Here is a 21,448-nt window from a genome sequence, read left to right as displayed (position 1 = left end):
CCTCAAGTCGAGGGCTAATTGCCTCAACTCGTTCTTGCTTAATCCCTTCCCATCCTCATGGTAGAAGTATGTGTCTGCCCAACGTAGGGTGTTATAGACCTCACAAGCCACTTCCAAGGGCTTTTAACGCCCCCAGTGTCTGTCCGTTGGTGTATGCTCTAAACCTAAACCCCACGATGGGCATCAGAGGAACAGGAACACCACTAATATAAAGTTATTCCCCTCATCCCCGCCATAAATGGCGAGGTTTCCCCCATGCATATAAAATAATCCTTATTATTGGCCTTCTTCATGGGCAACCCTAAGGGACGAGGTTTCTACCTAACATCATGAATCGATAAGCGATCTTTTCAGGGAGTCCCCGGAATCGCTCAATTAGGATTTAGATAATCCGTGTAAATCTTTAAAAACTCTCCTATGCCTAACCGACTCGGGGGCCGTAGTCTAGCTTGGTCAGGGGGTTCAACCCGCGAGGGTTACCTGACAAACGCACGGCTTGGGCCCTACGATGTAGGCGGGAAATGGGCGGCTAACTCTTTTTGCAGTAAGGCTTAATCAATTTATATATATCAGTANCTCTAGGTCTCTCTTTATAGGTCACCACGAAGTGAGGCAGTGTTTTCCAACTGGATGTGGCTAGTTTCTCATTCACTAGCACTATTATAGGTATGTTAAGCTTCATGAGTTTCTCATACTTTCTCTCAATATACTGCGGTGACCAGTAACCCACTAATTCTATGTATGCATTCCCCACCTTGAAGTCAGGTATGATTATGCGGCCACCAGCAATTAATGCCTCGGGTTCGCGTTCCACTTGCCCACAAATTGAGGATAATCGCCTATAGAAATCCGCCTCTAAGGAACTGTCAAATGAGAGTTCCTCTTGAGGGTAAGATAATGGGAAGTCCACTTCATCGCTTGACTCCTCATAAACATATGTTCCCTCGCCTATCTTGATTCTGGCAAGCAGCTTCCACTCCGCGCCAATCAGCATAGGCACTAACTTAGCTAGCCTAGTGCCATACCTATCCGTTTGTTTAAGAATGGAGACGGGTCCATCTATCCTCATCCTAATCCCACCGGCGATGCCTTCAGCAATATACATTAATCCCATTAACTTAGCTCGCCTAAGAAATGCCTTAACCTGTGATCCGCTCATCTTTACCTCTATATCGACATCAATAGCCTTAAACAACAGTGTCTGCATTAATGATAAATTATACTCTCGCCTCAATTCATCTGGACTAGGCTCCCTAAAATCGATTATTCTCTTCTCATCATCGTATATCTTGAGAAATGCATCATCTAGCTCTTGTCCACTCATTCCAACCCTGCTTGCCACTCTCGCTAAAACATCATTCCTCTTCTCCGCATTGATTGGGTAAAACTTTGCTGCTTCCCTGAAAGCATCCAGCCTAGCCTTAATGAGGACGGCCTCATTGATATCCTCAAGCGTTAATCTGTTCCTGAGAACATGCATTAATCCCCGCAGGAGGCGAGGATCCCCGCCCAAGTCCTCTACTAATGCACTTACTTCTCCAAACCTCTTTCCAATGCCTTGCCTAAGGATTGATATGACTTCAGGCAATATCTCGGTTTCCGCCGCATCTATATACCTAGGCTTTACTTGGCCCTTGCTGAATCGTATCCTAAGCAGATTAAGTGGAAGCATGCCGCCTCGACGCCTCTCTCGTTCCACTCGTGACTACTTCATATATTTTGGCCTTATCTGGCTTAAGCCGTAATGCCCTCCCAATTCTCTGAACGTATTGTCGCTCACTCGAAGTGCCGCCTAGAATTATCACTAGATTAACATCGGGCACATCAACCCCCTCCTCCAATACCTTGCCTGTCACTATGGCCTTGACATCTCCCCTCCTAAACATGGACATCACCGCCTCCCTCTCCTCTCTAGGCGTCTCATACGTTACCTCCGGCAGCAGGAATCTCTTGCTGACCTCATGGGATAAGTCGCTGAGCTCAGTGAATATGATTGCCCTATCATTTGGGTGCCTCCTTAATATTTCCTCGACTGCATCTAACTTGCTTGGCGCAGTCATGGCACGCCGCCGAGCCTCGCGCCAAGCCCGTAATGCCTCCCTAGCCGCCTTGCTTCGTCCGCTCATTTTAACTAATGCCTTAAAGTCACTGGGTCTCCTGAAACTTATCCCGCTTCTCTTAATGAATTCCCTGTACTTACTCATTAATTCCTTGTACCGCCTCATCTCTGCATCGCTTAAGTTAACCCTAATTAAATTAGTCTCGAAATCAGCTATGTATAATCCCCTAGCCTCCTCCACGCTGACTCTATACACTATTGGCCCAACCAGACTAGAAAGATCTTGGTGAAGCCCATCACTCCTCTCCGGCGTGGCGGTGAGCCCCAACCTATACATGGCTGGGGATAATTCGGCTATTTGCCTGTAACCCTCGCTGGGCAAGTGATGGGCCTCATCGAAAATCAATAATGGATACTTATTCCCTAATCGCTCGATTGATATATAGGCAGAATCATATGTAGTTACAGTTATGCATCCCTCTATTTTCTCGCCTCCATAATACTTGCCGATTCTGGCATCCAAGTAATACCCCAAAGCATTAACCCATTGATCGATTAATTCTATTGTAGGCACTATCACTAAGGTCTTCACTCGTAATGCAGCTATGGCTGCTATGCCGACATGGGTCTTACCCATGCCTGTGGGCATCACTATTATCCCCGCTCTCCTAGCCAGCCACTTATCAAGCGCTGTTTTCTGATAGCTTCTCAGCCTCACCTCTCGCTTAACCTTCACAATGCATTGCTCCTTATCCATTACATTATCCACATACTTGACCCCCATCGACTCCAAATACCTCACTAATTTCCCGTAATTAATGGCAAGAGTCCTAAATGCGCCGCTTCGCTCGTCGAATTTCACATATGGTAAATCCACCTTCCCGCCCTTTATTAGTACGGTTCCTCTTTCCCACTCAAGCGTTAGCACTGAAATAAAGGACTCATAGTGCCTTTATTTCTTTCGTTTATAGCAATCCGACCCATCCCTAGAAGGGGCTTTTGTCCCCTGATTCCTCTTTTCCGCGGGTCATTTAAATGATAAAAGAATGATAAGCCCCACTCTTTGGAAGTTCTGTCTCATTGAAAATTTTATTAAGGAGTTATTGATCCTAGCTTGTATGGATGCTATTGTTTTGGCGGGGGGTTATGCAACTAGGTTAAGGCCGCTCACCTATACTAGGCCTAAGCCGCTTCTTCCGATTCTTAATAAGGCAGTGATTGATTGGATATTGGAGTCCATCATTAAGTCGAATCCATCCAGGATATTTGTCTCTATTAGGTATATGGGCGACAAGATAGAGCGTCACCTTAATAGTAAATGGAATAATACATCAATAATAATAGAAGATAAACCCCTTGGCGATGCGGGGCCGGTCTCATTAATAAATAAATTGCATGGCATCGATGGCGACTTCACCGTAGTCAACGGCGATATTTTCACGACGATAGACATAAATGATATGTTAAAGTATCATAGGGAAAAGGCCGGATTAGCTACTATTGCATTAACGCCGGTCTCTGATCCTCGGCATTACGGCATAGCTGAACTGGATGATAAGGGAAAGATAATTAATTTCATTGAGAAACCTACCACGGCTCAGCGATCTAATTTGGCTAATGCTGGGATATATATTTTCTCTGAGGAGGCCTTACGGTACTTCCCAGAGCCTGGGAATCAGGGAAAACTGGCCACTGATGTATTGCCCAGGATGCTGCATGAATCCGATGTTTATGGGTATGTACTGCACGATTATTGGTTTGATATTGGAACCCTTGATACATATATGGAGGCAAACTTCAAGGCGCTTGAGAGGTTTAGGCCCAATGATCTTAGGCTAATCGATGATAATGTCGAGATAGGGGAGGGAAGCGAGATAGGGCCCTACACAATAGTGTTGAAGAACACCAAGATTGGGAGGAACGTGAATATATCTAACTCTATAATAATGGATGGGGTCAGGGTGGAGGCAGGCGCGCATATAGATGGCGCAGTAATTGGGCAAGATGTATCCATAGGTAAATGGGTTAGAATAGAGAGGGGAGTTACCATAGGCGATGGCACATATATAAAGGATCACGTCTTTATCAATAGAAATGTTAAGATAGGGCCCTTCAGGGAGGTTAATCAAAGCATATACAATGAGGGAGATATACTGCTGTAGAGAGGGTTCTCTCCATTCTTGATCACAGTCATGAGTTGGAGTTTAGCAAAACTTATAACTTTGCCAGTGGTTGGCTTTAGTCATGTATCTTGTGCAAATTCCGCTTGTAGAACCGATAATAAAGTTCTTACTCGGCGTTCCAGTAATCGGTCCAATAGTGGAGTTCTTGATGTGGGAGCCTGTTTTCGCAGTTTGGTTCCTGCCGGGCTTAGTAGGCCTCTTCGTGGTCCTAATATATACTATTTGGTGGGAGAGGAAAGCCGCTGGAAGGGTTCAGTGGAGGTACGGGCCTCTACAGATATCTAGAAGGACAGGAGGCATAATTCAGCCCGTTAGCGATTTAATTCGTTACATGTTGCAGGAGATAATTCTACCCGATGAAGCGAATATGCCGTACTTCTTACATGTGCCTGTTTTGGCATTCTTCGTGGCATTAACTCCCCTCCTCTTCCTCCCCGCTGGCCCTCATCTAATAGCCATCTATACTCCATATAACATATTGATAGTGGTGGTCTTATTATCCATTTTTAATTTAGCCATGGTAGCCATGGGTTGGGCCTCCAATGATAAGTGGGCATTCATAGGTACCGTAAGGGAAGCCTTAGTCTACGTGTCATATGAAGTTTCTTTTATGGCGTCTGTGATTTCCATGCTTATACTCTACGCCACTGCGGATCCATTTAGGGCAGTGAGCAGCCAATCAATGCTGCCCGGCGCCATAATGAATCCCGTGGCGTTTCTCTTAGCCATAATAACGACCGCCATGGCTACTGATAGGTATCCATTCGAGATAGTCACTAATGAGAGCGATGTGGTTGCTGGTCCATTCACGGAGTACGGTGGATTAATGTTCGGGTTAACAATGACTGTGACCTACGAGAAGGGCTACATAATGTCGCTGCTCATATCATTGCTATTTCTAGGAGGATGGAGTGGCCCCTATATATGGATACTGGGCGACCTCTCCCCAGCGTTTTGGCTTGGTTTTAGGGTGTTTCTATTAATGATGTTCTTCTCATTCCTGAGAGCAGTTTATCCGAACTATAGATTAGATCAAGTGCTTAAAATGGGTTGGAAGACATTGCTTGCTCTCTCTGTAGTAAGCCTTATAATAAGCATGGCGTGGCGGGTGTTATAATATGATAAAGGTAAGTGCTCCAAAGTCCGATGGGCTCAGGATAACCGCTTATCACATAGACGCATTATTGACTGGACTAAAGGAATTGATAAAACCATCCAGATTAACAATTCACTACCCACTAGAGAAGCGCTGGACTAATGATAGGTTCAGGGGATTCATAATAAACGACATTGAGAAATGCATTTCATGCTTCCAATGCGCATGGGCATGCCCAGTGAACGCGATATGGATGTATAGGGCCCCAAACGGTAAATTCTATCCAGGCATAAGATATGAGCAATGCATACTATGCCACTTCTGTGTAGATGCTTGCCCAGTTGGATCACTGCAGGGAACCACTATACATGATGTTGCGTTCCCAGATCTCGAGTCAACAGTGTATTTACCGGAGGATATGGCGAAGCCGCCGAATGTCGTTGATGAGGCTAAATACATTGTTAAATACGAGGTTGAGAACGGTAACTTAATAATGAGACGCATACCGAGGGGAAGCAAATGATTAAGTGCCCCTCATGCGGGAAAACGTACTCCTCAGTATCATCCCTGGTCAAGCATGTAAGGCTTAAGGGAAAGTATGATGCAGTTCACGAAATGGTTTGGGAGGAATTCAAGGCGTTCGAGGAAACTTTAAGCGATGATTCATATACTGAGACCGATGCGTTCAGGGAGTTCCTCATGAGTAAGGGNCTCTTTAAGGCACGGAAGTGGTCGCCAATAAGTTAAGACTAAATATTAAGGCTTAAAACACAATCATGGCTTATCCATAATGGGGGTCAAGTAATTGAATTATCAGCGCTATTAACCCAAATCATCTAATCAAACAGCCTGGTATCATCACTCAATATTTTTAATGCTGGATTACGGCTTTAAAACTATGTTGTTGCTGAGCGACGAGTCATCTCGGGACTTAATTGGTTCAAAGGGAATCGAATTAATATATAAGGTATTCCCAGNTGGGGAGCAATACGTAAGGTTACCGGTAAGCATTACTGGTGAGCACGTGATATATGTAACTAGGGCCTATCCTAATCAGGATAGATCATTAGTGCGTTCTCTGCTGGTCATTAATGCATTGAAGGATTTAGGGGCATCCAGGGTTGGATTATTTATGCCTTACATGCCTTATGCAAGACAGGATAAGAGGTTTCTAGATGGGGAAGCCATTAGCATAGATTACATTATTAAGTCGTTAAGAAATGCCGGGCTAGATGAATTATTTGTAGTGGATATACATAAGCCAGAGGTGCTGGATAGAAACGGCCTCGGCATTAATCTAGAGCCATTTCAAGTATACTCCAGCCTACTAAGTACCTTGCGGAATCCCCTAGTGCTGAGCCCTGATATTGGTAGTCTCTGGCGCGCAAAGAAGCTTGCTCAATTAATTGGCGCTGACTTCGATTATCTTGAAAAAACTAGGGACAGATTCACAGGACAAGTATCGGTTAAGCCAAAGGATATAAGCGCGGCCAATCGAGATGTCGTGATAATAGACGACATAATTGCAACGGGAGGCACCATAATTAATGGAATAAGTGCGCTAAAGGGCGAGGCACGAACGATACGGGTCATAGCCGCTCATTGTTTATTATTGAATGATGCAGATCAGAAGATAATTAATGCTGGCGCCGCCGAAATCATATGCAGCAACTCAATATTGACCAAGTACTCCAGGGCAGATGTGTCTCAACTGCTTCTTACCGTAATTAAATGAAGGGGAGCCCCACGCCATAGTGTTCAATCCTTAATTGCGGTCTCAAGCAAAGAATAATGCATCCATGTAAATAATGATTGCGAAGAGCAATATTAATATCATCGGTATCACTACCTTATATAGGGGTGCCCATTTCACGCCTCGCCTCAGCAGGGCTAGTCCTATACCGCTTGATAAGTGAAGAATGAAGAATAGCGCCAATGGATCTATTAGCATTAGGTGAAGCTCAAGCCCTAATCCTCGCGTCATTAATCCCAATGTAGCTCTAGATATTATATTGGAAGTAACGGGTCCCGCGGCAAACCCTGTGAAGCCCTCGCCTGCCGCTAGAGCTAGAAGTATCCATGCGGTCTCTCTCTGAAACTTAGGCGAGTATATGCTTCTTTCCAGGTCGGAGCCAAGGAAAACCGCCATTATTGGCAATACCAGTAATCCAAGTGCTGGAGCGAAGCCAGCAATTAATGATGACAATGCGGCCGCATATATACCAATTCTATTTCTATTATATATGTTAATGACATTATTTACGCGCGACATCGGGATACCCCCTTGATTCCCAATATCCCAAGTAATCCTTATCAGTTAAACTTATGCGGGTAAGCCATTTAACGTACTTATATCCCCACCAACCCGGCACGGCTAGCCTCACTGGGTAACCATGCTGATTCAACAATAATTCATAATCGGCCTCATACACCACCAGCGTGGTGCCCTCCATGGCCTTATCTATGGGTAGATCACTTGTGTATCCATCGGCTCCAAGCAATATAACCTTGCTTGCATTGCTCATGGGTTTCGCCTTCTCAAGCATATTTCTTAGAGGCACTCCCCGCCATATGACATTGGCCTTTAAGAAGAGTGAGTCGGAGACGCATTGAATGGTATCTGGAAGCGATGTGGATGCCATGCTCATTATCTCGCTTAGGCTAAGGGCGAGGGGATTCTGAACCAATCCATCAATCATTAATCTATAGTTATCCACGTCAATGGTTGGGGTAGGCCCTATCTGCACGACATACCACTGATCCAGAGGGGTTAGTGCGCTCCTGGATCCCGCGCTCGGCATAACCAATTCGCTTAATCGATATCCACTTGATCCGATTAGGGCGATCATCCCAGCACCCAGCATTAATTTAATGAATCTCCGCCTCTCGCTTAAATTAACCATATATATTTTTTATCATTAATTAATAAAAGAATTTTTCATAATTTATTAATAATCGATCCACCTCGAAATTTATTAATAATCATCACCTAGAAGCACGTGAACTACTCCGCCCTTGCGGGCCGAGGACTTTCACCCACTTATCCCCGTTAACTTAAATGCATTAAGTCTCGGCGATCCATCATATAGGAAATTGATAATATATGCGAAACTCAGGAGAAGGGCATCCACGCGGAGACTCAATCCCCCATCATTAAGATTAAGTGAGTTAGCATGGCTCTATTGTTGCCGGCGGTTTCGAGGAAATGGAGTAAGTGACCATTGATACATTAGGTACTTCACTGGTTATTCGTGTGCTAATTCTAGTTAATAACTTAGGGTCAAGGGGTATCCAATCGGCAGTCATGCCATCATCGCTAGACACAATCCTAATTGTAATTATGTAGCCCACAGCCCTCTTATCACCCTTAACGCCGACCCACTTATCGTCGCCTATTACCGCCAATGCCTGCCAGTAATTCATTAAGCCGGCTTTCGATAATTCATCCTCTAGGATAGCAGTTGCGCGCCTAAGTATCATTAATTTATCAGTGCTGAACTTCCCAATTATCCTAACAGCCAATCCAGGCCCCGGAAAGGGATGCCTATTAATTATCTTGTCAGGCAAACCAAGGGATTCAGCGAGCCTCCGCACCTCATCCTTATACAGCGATCTAAGGGGCTCTATTAAACCTATATTAAACCACTTAGGTAATCCGCCAACATTATGGTGGCTCTTAATCACGTCGCTCCCCTTCACTGCCCCGCTCTCTATCACATCTGGATAAAGGGTTCCTTGAGCAATCCACTTAATGCTGGGATCGCTTCGTATTAAGCCTTCAAAGACCTCGGCAAATGTTTCCCCTATTATTTTACGCCTCCGCTCGCAATCAGCCTCCCCATTTAATCGCGACAGGAATGTGCTTGATGCATCTATCAGCCTTACATTGAGGCCCACCTCCTTATAGGTCTTCATGACGTCCTCCNCCTCCCCCTCCCTGAAGAGTCCATGATCGACCAACACAAGCACAGCTCTCTCCCCCACGGCTTTACTAACTAGAACCGCGGTTACCGTGCTATCAATGCCTCCGCTCACTGCCACCAATACTTTTCCATTAATGGCTTGCTGCCTTACCTCATTTATTGTCTTCTCAATTGTGTTCTCCGGCCTCCACGCCTCATGCTTACCAACCAATATATTCACTAAGTTATCAAGGAGTAATTTGCCTTTTTGTGTATGGGAGACCTCTGGATGAAATTGAAAAGAATATATTCTTCCATCCATGCTCCTCATGGCAGCCACGTAGCCGCTCTCCGATTTCGCAATCACCTTAAAGCCAGCCGGGACCTCCGCCACATAATCCCCATGAGACATCCAAGTCACCTCCGCCTCATTCCAACCCCTAAATACCGGTTCCGATGTGTCTACGTGAACTATTGTCGGTCCATATTCTCCCTTACCCCTCTTTACTGATCCGCCAAGCATTGATGCGATCAATTGATGCCCATAACAAATCCCCAAAATAGGTATCCCTAAATCCATAATGGATTTATCAATGGATGGAGCCCCCTCCTCGTAAACACTTGATGGACCCCCGGAAAATACAATGAGCCGCGTATCTTTATCAATCCCCTCTATACCCGGACTAATTAACTCCGCATATAGACCTAACTCCCTAAGCCTTCTCGCTATTAAGTGAGCATATTGGCTACCGAAATTCACCACTATTGCCTTATCCACATTACTCGCCCTCCACATCGGTCAATAAGTCATGTGGAGCCACTTCTGTCCATCCTAGACTGGTAACTAAATTAAATGATCCCTTCTCCCAAGCTTCATGTATATTCATTGCCCCGATATAACCCATTGCTGCCTGCATGCCTCCCACGAAGTAATTAATGATGTCCCGAACCGTTCCCCTATATGGAACAAGACCCTCGACGCCCTCCGCCACATTCTTTGATTTAAGTCCATACCTATCAACACTGAACCTAGCCTCCCTAGCCCCCTCGCTCCCCATTCCCCTATAGTACTTATACTTCTTGTTTCCAATCTTAATTACTGGGCTCGGGGACTCCAGTGCCTGGGCGAAGGTTCTCCCCATCATTACTGCCCAGGCTCCCGCTGCAAAAGCCTTTACTGCGTCCCCCGGCTCTCTTATGCCGCCATCGGCTATAACAGGTATATTAATCCCGCTATCTAATAGGGCATCAGCTACTTGGGCAGTAGCCCATAAAGTGGGCGCAGCTGCGCCAGTCACCACGCCAGTGCTGCATATGGAACCGCTCGCTATGCCTACCCTAAGGCCAGCCACGCCATCAACTCTCGCCACGGCATCTAAGGCTCCTTTATATGTGCCAATATTGCCGAGCACCACATCAACGCTCACTTCTTTAACCATTTTCGCCACCGCTGATAGTACATTATCGTTATCTGCATGAGCCACATCTATCACCAGGAAATCCGCGTATCCAGATAATGCTTTTGCCCTTTCTAAATCAAATGGTGACACCGCTGCGCCGACAAGCAATCTGCCGCTTGAGTCAAGCGATGGTGCTTCCCTTAAATCATAGAATGAAATCGAACCAATATATGTGTTCCGTGAATCCACTACTGGAATAGTGTCTAAGCCGTTTTCCCGCATTAACCTCAATAATTCTCCGTCACTCATTGAAGGAGTAGCGACCACGGGCCTAGATGCCGCATCCATCACTCTGCCCGATCCAGATATCGCGCTGCTCCTCCTCAATATGCCGACAACTGTTCCTGATGTATTGACGATCGGCATGGAATCAACATTGTTAAGCAACATGGCCTCAACCGCCTCCTCAAGAGTTGCCTCCGGCCTTAACATAATTAATCGAAGAGGATGCGGCGCCGCCTCCTTAACGGCCTTCACCGCCTCTACCTCTGCCTCCATGGTCATATTCCTATGAATGACGCCAACGCCTCCATATCTGGCCATTGATATCGCTAAGTCCCGCTCGGTCACGGTATCCATGGGAGATGAAACCAACGGTATCCGTATCTTGATTTTCCTCGTGATATATGTGGAAAGATCAACCCTTGACGGTTCATCCACCGCCCTTCCCGGCACCAGCACAACATCCCTAAACGTTAGCGATGCATTATTTAGGGGCAGCTTATCCCTAAACATAATACTCGTTGAGGAAGTGTTTATATAAAATTTTCTATGTAGTTTCTCTAGTATAATTTCCATCATTAATAGGGCCTCTCCGCTTTGACGAAGAAGATGGCAGGTCTCGCTCTTTAGGTCCGGGGTAGGAGGTCGGTAAACCTAAGTGATCTCTCATCACTTTGCTCTATATCATCATTCATTTGTGTGAACTACTCTGCCCTCATGTATGGGGTCCTCCATCTCTTAATCTCCCGTAAACTTAAATAGCGTTGCATTTAAGTTTAAGCGCCTTATTTGCTTCTATTGAGAACGCCCTCCAAATCCTTTGGCTTTAGATTTATGTATTCAACGCTCCAAGGCTCGCTTTCCTTATTAATTGCAGATATCGAGGCTGTGTGTATGCGTATCCTGTATACATGCTCTAAAGGCATGCCTAACACAATGGCTATTGCGGTTGATATTGGTAACCAATGAGAGACTATTGCGGCATCATCCCCTACTTCCCTCAGGAAATCAATAATTCTGGCTGCCACATCCTTCACGGGTTCTCCGCCTTTAGGCGAATTATTTACGGGGTCCTGGACATACTTATGGAAGCTAGGTATATCGCTTATCCTCTTTCCCTCCCATTCGCCCATGCCTACCTCCCTTAATCTATTGTCAATTATTATATTGTTAGATATAAATGCGGCTGTTTCCCTAGCCCTCAATAATGGGGATGAATAAACCCTCCCATTAAATTCACTCATTTTTAAGAACCTAGCTACCGCCTCAGCCTCCGCCCTTCCCTTACGTGTTAATGGCCCCTCGTTAAGCGTGGAGCTATGGAGGATCCCGGCCTCGTTAAGCGTGGATTCCCCATGTCGTATTAGGTATATCATGAGAAGTGATTAAAACTAATGAGTTTTAATTTTAATTGGATTTTTATGAAGAAATCTGCGAGGGAATGCTTTAATGAACTCTCGCTTTTATAGAAAATGAATATACATGAATTGGGATTTCTGTTAGAGGAGTTGCGAAAAATTTTTATTATGTCTTGGTCGGCACGATTATGAATTCAATAATTTTAGGAATTATTTTGGGGCTAGTGCAAGGCATAAGCGAATGGCTTCCCATAAGCAGCAAGACTCAAATTTTATTGGCATCCACATTTCTATTGGGATTTAGCTTCTCCAAGGGATACGCATTTGGATTATTCATGGAGATAGGCACCATATTTGCAGCTATTATATATTTCAGGAAGGAAATTTATGGAGTAATAATGGCGTTGGTGGGGCGAGGAAGCGAAAATGATATTATAATGCTGAAGTATATTGTTGTTTCAACGATTATCACTGGAGTAATGGGAGTACCAATCTATATCTTCATTGAGGGCTTAATTAAAGGACCAGTTATTGGCATTCCAATGTCAATCCTGGGATCAGTGTTGATACTGGATGGCATTATCATTTATTTATCGAGGAAAGCCTATGCTCCACGAAGATCATTGCAAGATCTCTCGATTAAGGATTTCGTGATAGTGGGATTAGCCCAAGGCCTAGCCGCTTTACCCGGTGTCAGTAGGTCTGGAATGACCACATCGGCTTTACTGCTTCTGGGAGTTAAGCCCGAGGATGCATTTAGGTTATCTTTTATAGAACTAATACCGGCTGCCCTTGGAGCCATTGGCGTGACTTTAATTTTTTCCAAACATACTGTGGAAAACGCAGCTAACTTGATTAGCCTCAACGCATTAGGGATCTCAATAATAGTAGCCACATTGCTTAGTTTATTATTAATAAATGCATTGCTTAGGTTCGCTAGAAGCAATAGGATCCTATTGCTGGTATTCACCCTTGGAATCATTGCATTAATTAGCGGAATAATTAGTTCAATCACCGGCTTAGGCTAGTAATGTTCGCGTACCCAAACATCATAAAACACGGTGCATCCCATCATATCATTTAATTCCTTTCCCAATGCTGGGAATTTTCTTTCGGTGGCAAGTTATTCCGCCCTTACGGATGGGGAGGAGGCCAGTAAGTTTTGAATCTTGTTAAGGGCGGAAGACTTCTGCCAAAGATTTTTGAACCCCTCTTTAAGATAGTTTTAATGTTGCTACGTAACTGTAGGTTTGCTGTATGGCCCAGCGACTCCGGCATTATAGTTAGGGAAAACATTGACATCAAGATAATTGATGGTGAGATATCGGCAGTTGGTCGGGAACTAATTAATGATATAGATGATGAGGTAGTGGATTGTAGCCAAATGATAGTTATGCCGGGCATTGTGAATGCGCACACCCATTTAGGCATGTCCCTATTAAGAGGTTATAGGGATGATGAGGAGTTATTCGAATGGTTGAAAAGCATGTGGTTAGTTGAGAGCAAATTAACCGAGGAAGTAGTGGCGTTATCGAGTGAATTATCCATAATTGAGTCAATAATGAGCGGCACAACGGCGTTCATAGATATGTATTTTCACCCGTTTGCTACCATGGAGATAGCCAAGAAATATGGAGTACGAGGCTTTCTGGGCCCTGTTTTCATTGATAGCTTCAATAAGCCGAAACTAGTGGAGAACGAATTAAGGAACATGATTCCTCAAAGCAATGAACTAGTTAAGCCTATTATAAATGTTCACAGCATATACTCAGTGGAACGAGACACATTAAGCAGGGTCTCCGCCTTGATGGATGAGCTTCACCTCCTCTTGAATATTCATGTTGATGAGACTAGGGATGAGGTGATTCAAGCGAGGAGAACTTATGGTAAGCAACCAATAGAGGTGCTAGATGATTTTGGCCTCGTCAGGAAGAACAGCATCTTCGTTCATTTAGGCTGGGTAACTAATTGGGAGATGGAGATAATGATTAGGAATAAAGCGAATGCCGTTCATTGCCCAACATCCAACATGAAGTTGGCCACGGGGGGTTTCTTTCCTGTAGTTGAATTAATAAGTAATGGAGTAAATGTTGGGCTAGGAACGGATGGTCCTGCCTCCAATAATTCCCTTGATGTGTTTAGGGAAATGAAGTTAGCAATTCTTCTTCAGCGAAATAATTATTGGAGCACGGCAATGAAGGCGAGCCATGCGTTGGGTATGGCGACGAGGGGGGCTTATAATATGATTGGAATTAAGGGCGGTGAGATAATGCCTGGAAATAAGGCCGATCTAGTCTTATTGGATGCCAACTCAATAGGCCTACTGCCCCTGGACTCCAGTAATTTGGCATCAAATATAGTGTATTCAGCCACTGGCCGGGATGTTGTGGCCACTATTGTTAATGGGAGAATGATTTATGGTCCTCATAATAGGAATGAATTGATAAATAGAGCCATAGAATTGGGCCATAAATTGGGTGAACGCAAAATAGAATTGATTCAAGAATAATCGATCTATTGCTTTATGGAATCCAAGATTATTGCTGGACACACTTTACGAACTCCATTTATTGCTCCTATTTCTTGGAGTACTTTGGTCATTTCTGCGCTATCTCTTGCCCAGGCCTCTAGCATTATCATGTGATCGCCAGTTGTTATGTAGACCCTCTTGCTGAAGTGTTTATTGGCCAAGTCATGAGCTATTTGTATTAATTTATCGGGTTCACTATCAATTCCTATTATGGCAACGTGTTTATACCCTATTTTGGCTGGATCAACCACTATTGTGAACTTCTTTATTACGCCCATCACCTCCAGCTTCTTTATCCTACGCCTAACGGCAGCTTCGCTTATGCCTAGTTCTTTGCCTATTTGGGTAAACGGAATCTTGGAGTTCTGCATCATTATCTCAATGATCTTTTTATCCCTATCATCTATCCCCTCCTCTCCATATTCCTCTAATTGCTCAATGACCACATGACCACTAATTATGCTGTACTTTATATACTTTTATCATAAATCTTGGATTCATCGGTTAATTGCCTGCTCAAGCCACTTCATGACATCCGTGATGAAGCTGGGGCCCATATGGGCAAGGAAATCGCCGGGAGTTAATCGCAATTTTGCTTTGCTTACATCAATTCCTCTCCGCCTAAATACATCAATGACGCTTGCCTCGCTCATTTTAGAGCCTCGCTTGGGTTCATAAATTATTATTTCTGGGTCTTGAGCAATTATTTGGCTTGGGGTCGGAGAGAAATATGCCTCATCAATGTGCTCAAAAACATTTATGCCGCCTAATATGCTTATTGCATCGCTTATGTGAGTGGGAAATCCAGGCGAGATTGGACCACCTAGATCCAGCTCAACATATATCCTAATCGGCTCCTCTCTTTTCTTCCTCATGCTCGTTAAGGTGCTTAGTAATTCTAGATAAAGCCTCCTTGCATTTATCTTTCTATCAATTACTTCGCCTATTATTATGACATTATCCATTATCTTGCCAATACTTGTGGCGACGGGGATTGGATACACATTGAACCCAGCATTAATTAATTTCTTATACAAATCCCGCTGCACTCCAGTACTAGTGAATATCAATTGAGGATTATAGGTCTTCAACGCCTCAATATCCACATGAGTATAACTACCTATCTTAGGAATAGCCTTAGCGTTAGGCGGTCTATAGCTAAATGCATCAGTTGCCTTTATTAAGTGACCCGCGCCCATCATGAATACGGCCTCGGTGGCCGCCGGATCAAGGCTTATAATAGAGTTGAGTGGTCTCGGCACATCAACATATTCCCCTAATGCCTCCGAGTATAATTGCATTGATATATGCCTCGCCAATCAATAAAAGCTTTACCGGTACCGCTCAAACAACGAGGTGGCGACAACGATATCATTGCTTGCCCGGGAAGAGGCCCCGCTCCTTGGCGGCCAGTCATTAACATTGCGATATATTTTTAAAAGCTATAGATAAACAAGAAGTTATATGGATATTGCGGTGATCTGTAAATGACAGGCAAGAAGTCCCCNCNAGGGCTATATGCAGCTAGGAAGCTAAAGATCAAGCGGCAACGCAAGCGTTGGAGCGATATTTACTATAAGAGGAAGGCATTGGGAATAGCCAAGCGATACGATCCATTAGAGGGAGCTCCAATGGCTAAGGGAATAGTTCTAGAGAAGGTTGGCGTTGAGGCGAGGAAGCCCAATGCCGCGGTTAGGAAATGCGTAAGGGTGCAATTGACTAAGAATGGCAAGGTAATAACAGCGTTCGTTCCTTGGGACGGCGGGCTAAATGCAATTAATGAGCATGATGAAGTTATGGTGGAGCGTATAGGCGGCCCTGAGGGCAGGGCCTATGGTGATTTACCAGGAGTTAGATTTAAGGTAACTAAAGTAAATGGAATAAGTTTGAAGGCAATATTGTTAGGCAAGAAACAGAAACCAGTTAGGTGAGCTACCCCGTCCTTAAGGGCGAGGTTTTCCCCGTGTGTATAAAAATGATTTAGATCGTATTAAAAATCGATTAAGTGGCTGAATTGATTTAAGCCTCGAGAAGGCCCATCATGTGATTACGACAATAAACCCTTTGGCTTCAAGTTCCAACAATTCGATAAATAAATGGCAATTATGGCCCATATTTGAGACGGAGGAATTAAATAACATTTAAGTATTATTAAGTGATGATCCAGTAGTAAATAATATAAACTAGGGGGTACATGCTTTGAATAATGGAGGAAGATGATAACATACGGGATGAGGAGTTCAATGAGGACGAGATGGATAATCAGGAAGAGGCTGGAGACGAAAGCGAATTATCGAAGCTCCTCAAGAAACTGCCAGATTGGAGTGTGGGCCTAATAATATACAATAAAAACGCTTATCCAATAGCTAGATCTAGATATGCGGAGGGTGAATTCTATTTCTCAACTAGTTGGCGCAGCATCGCCAAGAACGTTAATGGAGATAATGTAGTGATGACCAAGGATGGCGACGTAAAGAAGTACAAAGTAAAACGCAAGGGCGACTCTAAGTACATACAAGTAACACTCATCTAGAGACTTAAGTTACAAAAAATATTTACGCTATGGCTGATTTCTAAAATAAGATGGATATACCAAAGGCATTAACTATAGCTGGACTAGATAGTGGTGCGGGTGCAGGTGTAACTGCTGATCTTAAGACATTTCATGCATTAGGCGTTTACGGCATGGTTGCGTTAACATCAGTCACCGCGCAAAACACGGTCGAGGTTAGGTCAATAAGCGATGTTCCATCCAATGTGGTGGAGGATGAGGTGAACGTAGTTGCTGAAGATATAGGGGTTGATGCTGCAAAGACTGGAATGCTTAGTAATGCCGAGATAATAGTGACGGTTTCGCGCGTGGTTAAGAAGTGGGGTTTCCCCCTTGTAGTGGATCCCGTTATGGTTGCTAAAAGCGGCGCTCGCTTGCTGCGGGAGGATGCAGTTGATGCATTAAGAAGGTACTTGCTGCCGGTGGCGTTAGTAGTTACCCCCAATATACCTGAGGCAGAGGTATTGACGGGAATATCTATAACCAATATAAGCGACATGAGAAAAGCGGCTCAACTGATATCCAAGGATTTAGGGACTCCCATAGTAATAGTTAAGGGCGGTCATTTAGAGGGGCTGGAGTCCATAGATGTGGTTTATGACTCTAGAAATAATGAGTTCCATGAATTAAAGTCGCCAAGGGTAAACACGAAGAATACTCATGGAACAGGCTGCAGCTTCTCTGCAGCCATAGCAGCTGGCTTGGCGAAGGGCCTCGATGAATTAAGTGCGATAACTAACGCGAAGAGATTCATAACCGATACAATAATTTACTCGCTGAATCTAGGACATGGTCATGGACCCGTTAATTCACTTGCCTCGCTCTATATCGAGTCCGCTAAGTATGACTCAGTTATGGATTCCATAAAGGCAGCTAAGAAGCTAATAAGCGCTGGCTTTAAGCGAGGCTTCGCCGTATCGTTGCTTTCATTGGATTACTTTAAGAAGGGAAATGAAGGAATATATGTAGAATTCAATAATGAAATAAGCGAACCAATTTTCGGCGTGCCTCCAGTGCTAGGGTCACTCGCCGCTCAGGCAATAGGTAAAGGATTAAGGGGAATAATAGCTGTTGAACACGAGGGCAGCGGCGTGCCTTCCAATGTTCACTTAGTGGAGATACAGGATAAAAAATATGCCTTAGTAATGGGCAGTACCGCCACCGATGCAGTTGATTCGTTTTTAATGGCTTTAACTAAATAGTATGCCGTATTAATTATGGGACTCTAAATTATTTGACGCACATATTTGGAGAATGTTGATTCAGCGATATCCACAGATAATGCAATTATTAATTGGCTTTCATGGATGACTCCGGCAATATCGCGCTCGCAGTGTCCTTCTTTTATTATACTGAAAATGTTATCCAGCATTGTCTCTCTATTGGTTATCACTCTTAATGCATTATCCTTCGAATTAGATAAGTATGCAGTAATGGCCTTCAGGGAATATGACCATACATCCTTTACTTTGGTGGAGAGCTTGGATAAGCATGCTTGGGAGAAATTGGATCTACGAATGAAATTAGCGGTTCTATCCAACGCATCCGCTATGTGTTCCATATTCTTTACCACAAGCGTGTCATCTATTGATTCCTTTGGATCCTTGAATGATAACTTCTTTATTGCCCTCAGTGCAAGGAAGTATAATTTATCTACTTGGTCATCCATTTCCAGAAGCTCAGTGATGTTTTTATCCCCATTATTCTCTAAATACGCTACAAGTCTCTCAAACATTGAATTAAGTATAGATGACATACTGGATAATATTTCTAGTAGATCTACATTAACTTCGGAGGTCGCTATTTTTATTATAGTCTCAGCTTCGCCCTCCAGTATTAGGGAACCCGGGAGCTTTGGCTCTATTCGTTGATATGCCCTCCTTATCGCTTCTCGTTTTCCCTTCAGCGCCATGCTGTCGAGTCCCTCTATGTAGCTGGCTATTATTATCCTGCTTACTTCATCAATATCGTCGCTTACTGAGAATTCCGTGGGTTTCTCTTCAGGTCTCCCCGTGGTGACAGGTTTTATCACCAACATATCTCCCGCGGCCCTCACCTCAACTAAATCCCCGAGCCCTATATCTATCGAGTCAAGCCAATTCTTCGGCAATGTTATACCTATGCTCTTCTCGCCTATTCGAATTACCTTTCTATACATTGACATCGAAATCAATTTAGACTATTTATTTAGCTTAAAAAGGTTTTTGAAAATGCAATTGAGGCAAGTTAAGTCCGTTCCGCCTTAAAGGCGAATCGCCCTATCTTTATCAGTTTTTATCATGTGCGGTCCTTAAAAATAATCACCTTTACTTAAAGCCAGTTAGTGAAAGACGTAAGTTTTTTTAACTATTAATAGCTTCCTTAAGTTATGAGTACTAAAATCCCAAAGGGAAGTAAAACCTATGAAAACCTAAAGGCAGCTTTTCAAGGGGAATCCATGGCCAATAGGAGATATCTATACTATGCAAGAATGGCTAAGCAGCTTGGTTTGAATGATGTTGCCGAAGTATTCGAGAAGACAGCAAATGCCGAGACTGGTCATGCATTTGGTCACTTAATGTATCTTGGCGNTGATCCCGTGGCTGATATAGAGATAAAAACGATAGAAGATGCGTTCAAGGCATCAATATATGGCGAGACATATGAGTGGACTCAAATGTATCCTGGATTTGCTAAGGTGGCGCGGGATGAGGGCTACCAAGAGGTAGCTGAGTGGTTTGAGGCTGTTGCTAAGGTTGAGAGGTATCACGCTAATCGATTTAATGAGGCGCTGGAGAAATACTATAAGAATAAAGGCATTAAGGCTGAAGTAGAGGACGAAACCCTGGGCAAATTATAAGTAAGGAAAAGCGAAGCCGCATGCAGAGCGAAATACTACGGTTAATAAATGCTGTTAAGCCGGCGTCTGAGTATGAAAAAATACGGAAAGAAGCATATAGAATAATCTCTAATTATAAGGCTCCTCGTTACCTTAAATTAACTGATAGATTAACTATTTTATTTGAAGATGCAGCCACAGTTTGGTTCCAAATAGAGGAAACCATTCATATGGAGGGCACGGATGATGATCAAATGATAAGGGAAATAATAAGTACATACCAGCCCATGATACCAAGCCACGATGAGATATCCTTCACCTTATTTATACATGTATATAATGATGACGAGATGAGAAAGCTGCTTCCCAAATATAGCGGCATAGAGAGGGGAATGGGTTTAGCAATAGATAGTAATGTAATAAAGGCATTGCCGATTTATCCAAGCGATTATGAACCTGGCGCACAGGCTAGAAGCCTTCATTACCTTAAGTACAAGAGCAATGGCTTAGCCGCATCACTGATGAAAACAGATGATGTAACCATCTTAGTGGATCATAGCGAGGTTAAGGCCAAGGTGAAGATACCTGGCGATACCTTGGTTTCCTTACGTAATTCAATAAGCATTAATTCGATTAAATGGGCAATTTAGCAATGTTGTATTGCTTTCAGAGCGACCTATTGATGTTTATCTTGATTTTACCATTAATAAGTGTAATGTTAAAGTCCACCAAACCCGCTTGTTTCATGGCGTTTAGTATATAAATAATCATTTGAGACTCCTCCTCATCCTTGCCCTCAAGTATCTTATCAAGTGATGAGCCTGTTCCTATCATATCAAGTATCTGCTGAGTTATTCGTTGATCAATATTGAGAACCGATCCTTTGCCGATATATTTCTCAACCAAGTATCTTGATCTTGTATATATGTCGATTAGGGAATCAGCCATTATCGATACATCGCGCTCTATCTCCAATGCTTTATTTATGGCATCCTCTATCAAGTCAGGATCTCTGCATGACGATTTAATGCTCTTAAGGCTCTCTATCAATACGTTTAATCTATCAATCACTGACATTTATTTTATGAAGCCTTCATCCGACTTATAAAGTTAGGGGTTAAATCTGACATGCTCTCCCCGCTGAAAGCTCGGAAGCCTTCTTTTTCATTTTCCGTAAACCTTTTAGAGGCGTGGAACTTCTTTTAAGGAAGAAATCGAGCGAAAGTATTGGTAGGAAACGAATAGCAAACCTTGCCCTTTAGGGCGGGG

Annotated in this window: 23 protein-coding genes; 12 read left to right on the top strand and 11 right to left on the bottom strand. The window is 43.7% G+C overall.

What is annotated here, in order from left to right:
* Positions 1–529: 529 nt before the first annotated feature.
* Together AT710_01825 and AT710_01820 are read right to left on the bottom strand one after the other, a co-directional pair.
* A complete protein-coding gene (locus tag AT710_01825; protein ID KUO92957.1) occupies positions 530–1,672 on the bottom strand; it encodes a hypothetical protein in 1,143 nt (380 codons plus the stop codon).
* Entirely contained in the window at positions 1,659–2,987 is a 1,329-nt protein-coding gene (locus tag AT710_01820) for a helicase (protein ID KUO92952.1), read from the bottom strand. Before AT710_01820 ends, AT710_01825 begins: the two co-directional genes overlap by 14 nt.
* Before the next feature lie 190 nt (positions 2,988–3,177).
* On the opposite strand from AT710_01820, the gene AT710_01815 reads away from it, so the two are divergent.
* From AT710_01815 to AT710_01795, 5 genes are all read left to right on the top strand, one after another.
* The gene (locus tag AT710_01815) at positions 3,178–4,221 is read left to right on the top strand and encodes a hypothetical protein (protein ID KUO92951.1); all 1,044 of its coding nucleotides are present in this window, start codon (positions 3,178–3,180) and stop codon (positions 4,219–4,221) included.
* Between the two features lie 70 nt (positions 4,222–4,291).
* Complete coding sequence (locus AT710_01810; GenBank protein KUO92950.1) at positions 4,292–5,359, top strand: NADH dehydrogenase; 1,068 nt, start codon at positions 4,292–4,294, stop codon at positions 5,357–5,359.
* Position 5,360: 1 nt separating this feature from the next.
* A complete protein-coding gene (locus AT710_01805; GenBank protein ID KUO92949.1) occupies positions 5,361–5,861 on the top strand; it encodes a 4Fe-4S ferredoxin in 501 nt (166 codons plus the stop codon).
* The gene (locus AT710_01800; GenBank protein ID KUO92948.1) at positions 5,858–6,085 is read left to right on the top strand and encodes a hypothetical protein; all 228 of its coding nucleotides are present in this window, start codon (positions 5,858–5,860) and stop codon (positions 6,083–6,085) included. The genes AT710_01805 and AT710_01800 overlap by 4 nt, the downstream gene beginning before the upstream one ends.
* A gap of 151 nt (positions 6,086–6,236) precedes the next feature.
* The gene (locus AT710_01795) at positions 6,237–7,073 is read left to right on the top strand and encodes a hypothetical protein (GenBank protein ID KUO92947.1); all 837 of its coding nucleotides are present in this window, start codon (positions 6,237–6,239) and stop codon (positions 7,071–7,073) included.
* A gap of 42 nt (positions 7,074–7,115) precedes the next feature.
* Here AT710_01795 and AT710_01790 read toward each other — a convergent pair whose 3' ends face one another.
* The 5 genes from AT710_01790 to AT710_01770 all read right to left on the bottom strand — a co-directional run bounded on the left by AT710_01790 (position 7,116) and on the right by AT710_01770 (position 12,298).
* Entirely contained in the window at positions 7,116–7,496 is a 381-nt protein-coding gene (locus tag AT710_01790) for a hypothetical protein (GenBank protein KUO92956.1), read from the bottom strand.
* 97 nt (positions 7,497–7,593) lie between these two features.
* Entirely contained in the window at positions 7,594–8,241 is a 648-nt protein-coding gene (locus AT710_01785) for a hypothetical protein (GenBank protein KUO92946.1), read from the bottom strand.
* A 265-nt stretch (positions 8,242–8,506) separates the two neighbouring features.
* Positions 8,507–10,018, bottom strand: coding sequence for a GMP synthetase (locus tag AT710_01780; GenBank protein ID KUO92945.1), 1,512 nt, complete (start codon positions 10,016–10,018; stop codon positions 8,507–8,509).
* Position 10,019: 1 nt separating this feature from the next.
* Positions 10,020–11,435: a hypothetical protein gene (locus tag AT710_01775; protein ID KUO92944.1), complete on the bottom strand. Its 1,416-nt coding sequence runs from the start codon at positions 11,433–11,435 to the stop codon at positions 10,020–10,022.
* A 272-nt stretch (positions 11,436–11,707) separates the two neighbouring features.
* Entirely contained in the window at positions 11,708–12,298 is a 591-nt protein-coding gene (locus tag AT710_01770) for a hypothetical protein (protein ID KUO92943.1), read from the bottom strand.
* A gap of 170 nt (positions 12,299–12,468) precedes the next feature.
* On the opposite strand from AT710_01770, the gene AT710_01765 reads away from it, so the two are divergent.
* Together AT710_01765 and AT710_01760 are read left to right on the top strand one after the other, a co-directional pair.
* The gene (locus AT710_01765; GenBank protein ID KUO92942.1) at positions 12,469–13,308 is read left to right on the top strand and encodes a UDP pyrophosphate phosphatase; all 840 of its coding nucleotides are present in this window, start codon (positions 12,469–12,471) and stop codon (positions 13,306–13,308) included.
* 200 nt (positions 13,309–13,508) lie between these two features.
* Complete coding sequence (locus AT710_01760) at positions 13,509–14,789, top strand: hypothetical protein (GenBank protein KUO92941.1); 1,281 nt, start codon at positions 13,509–13,511, stop codon at positions 14,787–14,789.
* 5 nt (positions 14,790–14,794) lie between these two features.
* Here the strand turns inward: AT710_01760 and AT710_01755 are convergent, their stop codons facing one another.
* Together AT710_01755 and AT710_01750 are read right to left on the bottom strand one after the other, a co-directional pair.
* Positions 14,795–15,184, bottom strand: a complete 390-nt coding sequence (locus AT710_01755) for a transcriptional regulator (GenBank protein ID KUO92955.1) — start codon at positions 15,182–15,184, stop codon at positions 14,795–14,797.
* Between the two features lie 123 nt (positions 15,185–15,307).
* A complete protein-coding gene (locus AT710_01750; GenBank protein ID KUO92940.1) occupies positions 15,308–16,111 on the bottom strand; it encodes an iron ABC transporter substrate-binding protein in 804 nt (267 codons plus the stop codon).
* 186 nt (positions 16,112–16,297) lie between these two features.
* On the opposite strand from AT710_01750, the gene AT710_01745 reads away from it, so the two are divergent.
* The 3 genes from AT710_01745 to AT710_01735 all read left to right on the top strand — a co-directional run bounded on the left by AT710_01745 (position 16,298) and on the right by AT710_01735 (position 18,563).
* On the top strand, positions 16,298–16,741 hold the full coding sequence (locus AT710_01745) for a 30S ribosomal protein S12 (GenBank protein KUO92939.1): 444 nt from the start codon (positions 16,298–16,300) through the stop codon (positions 16,739–16,741).
* 275 nt (positions 16,742–17,016) lie between these two features.
* The gene (locus AT710_01740; protein KUO92938.1) at positions 17,017–17,343 is read left to right on the top strand and encodes a hypothetical protein; all 327 of its coding nucleotides are present in this window, start codon (positions 17,017–17,019) and stop codon (positions 17,341–17,343) included.
* A gap of 50 nt (positions 17,344–17,393) precedes the next feature.
* The gene (locus AT710_01735) at positions 17,394–18,563 is read left to right on the top strand and encodes a hypothetical protein (GenBank protein KUO92937.1); all 1,170 of its coding nucleotides are present in this window, start codon (positions 17,394–17,396) and stop codon (positions 18,561–18,563) included.
* Positions 18,564–18,586: 23 nt separating this feature from the next.
* On the opposite strand, the gene AT710_01730 is transcribed toward AT710_01735, so the two are convergent.
* On the bottom strand, positions 18,587–19,525 hold the full coding sequence (locus tag AT710_01730) for an AbrB family transcriptional regulator (GenBank protein ID KUO92936.1): 939 nt from the start codon (positions 19,523–19,525) through the stop codon (positions 18,587–18,589).
* A gap of 204 nt (positions 19,526–19,729) precedes the next feature.
* Here AT710_01730 and AT710_01725 point away from each other — a divergent pair, with 204 nt between their 5' ends.
* Together AT710_01725 and AT710_01720 are read left to right on the top strand one after the other, a co-directional pair.
* Entirely contained in the window at positions 19,730–20,200 is a 471-nt protein-coding gene (locus AT710_01725; protein ID KUO92935.1) for a rubrerythrin, read from the top strand.
* Between the two features lie 20 nt (positions 20,201–20,220).
* Positions 20,221–20,829 (top strand): hypothetical protein, encoded by a 609-nt coding sequence (locus AT710_01720; GenBank protein ID KUO92934.1) that lies wholly within the window; start codon positions 20,221–20,223, stop codon positions 20,827–20,829.
* Between the two features lie 16 nt (positions 20,830–20,845).
* Here AT710_01720 and AT710_01715 read toward each other — a convergent pair whose 3' ends face one another.
* Positions 20,846–21,256, bottom strand: a complete 411-nt coding sequence (locus AT710_01715; GenBank protein ID KUO92933.1) for a hypothetical protein — start codon at positions 21,254–21,256, stop codon at positions 20,846–20,848.
* Between the last annotated feature and the right edge of the window lie 192 nt (positions 21,257–21,448).

Source organism: Thermocladium sp. ECH_B (assembly GCA_001516585.1).
Taxonomy (GTDB): domain Archaea; phylum Thermoproteota; class Thermoprotei; order Thermoproteales; family Thermocladiaceae; genus Thermocladium.
Note: the sequence above shows the minus strand (reverse complement) of the source record. Positions and strands in the feature narration are given on the sequence as shown.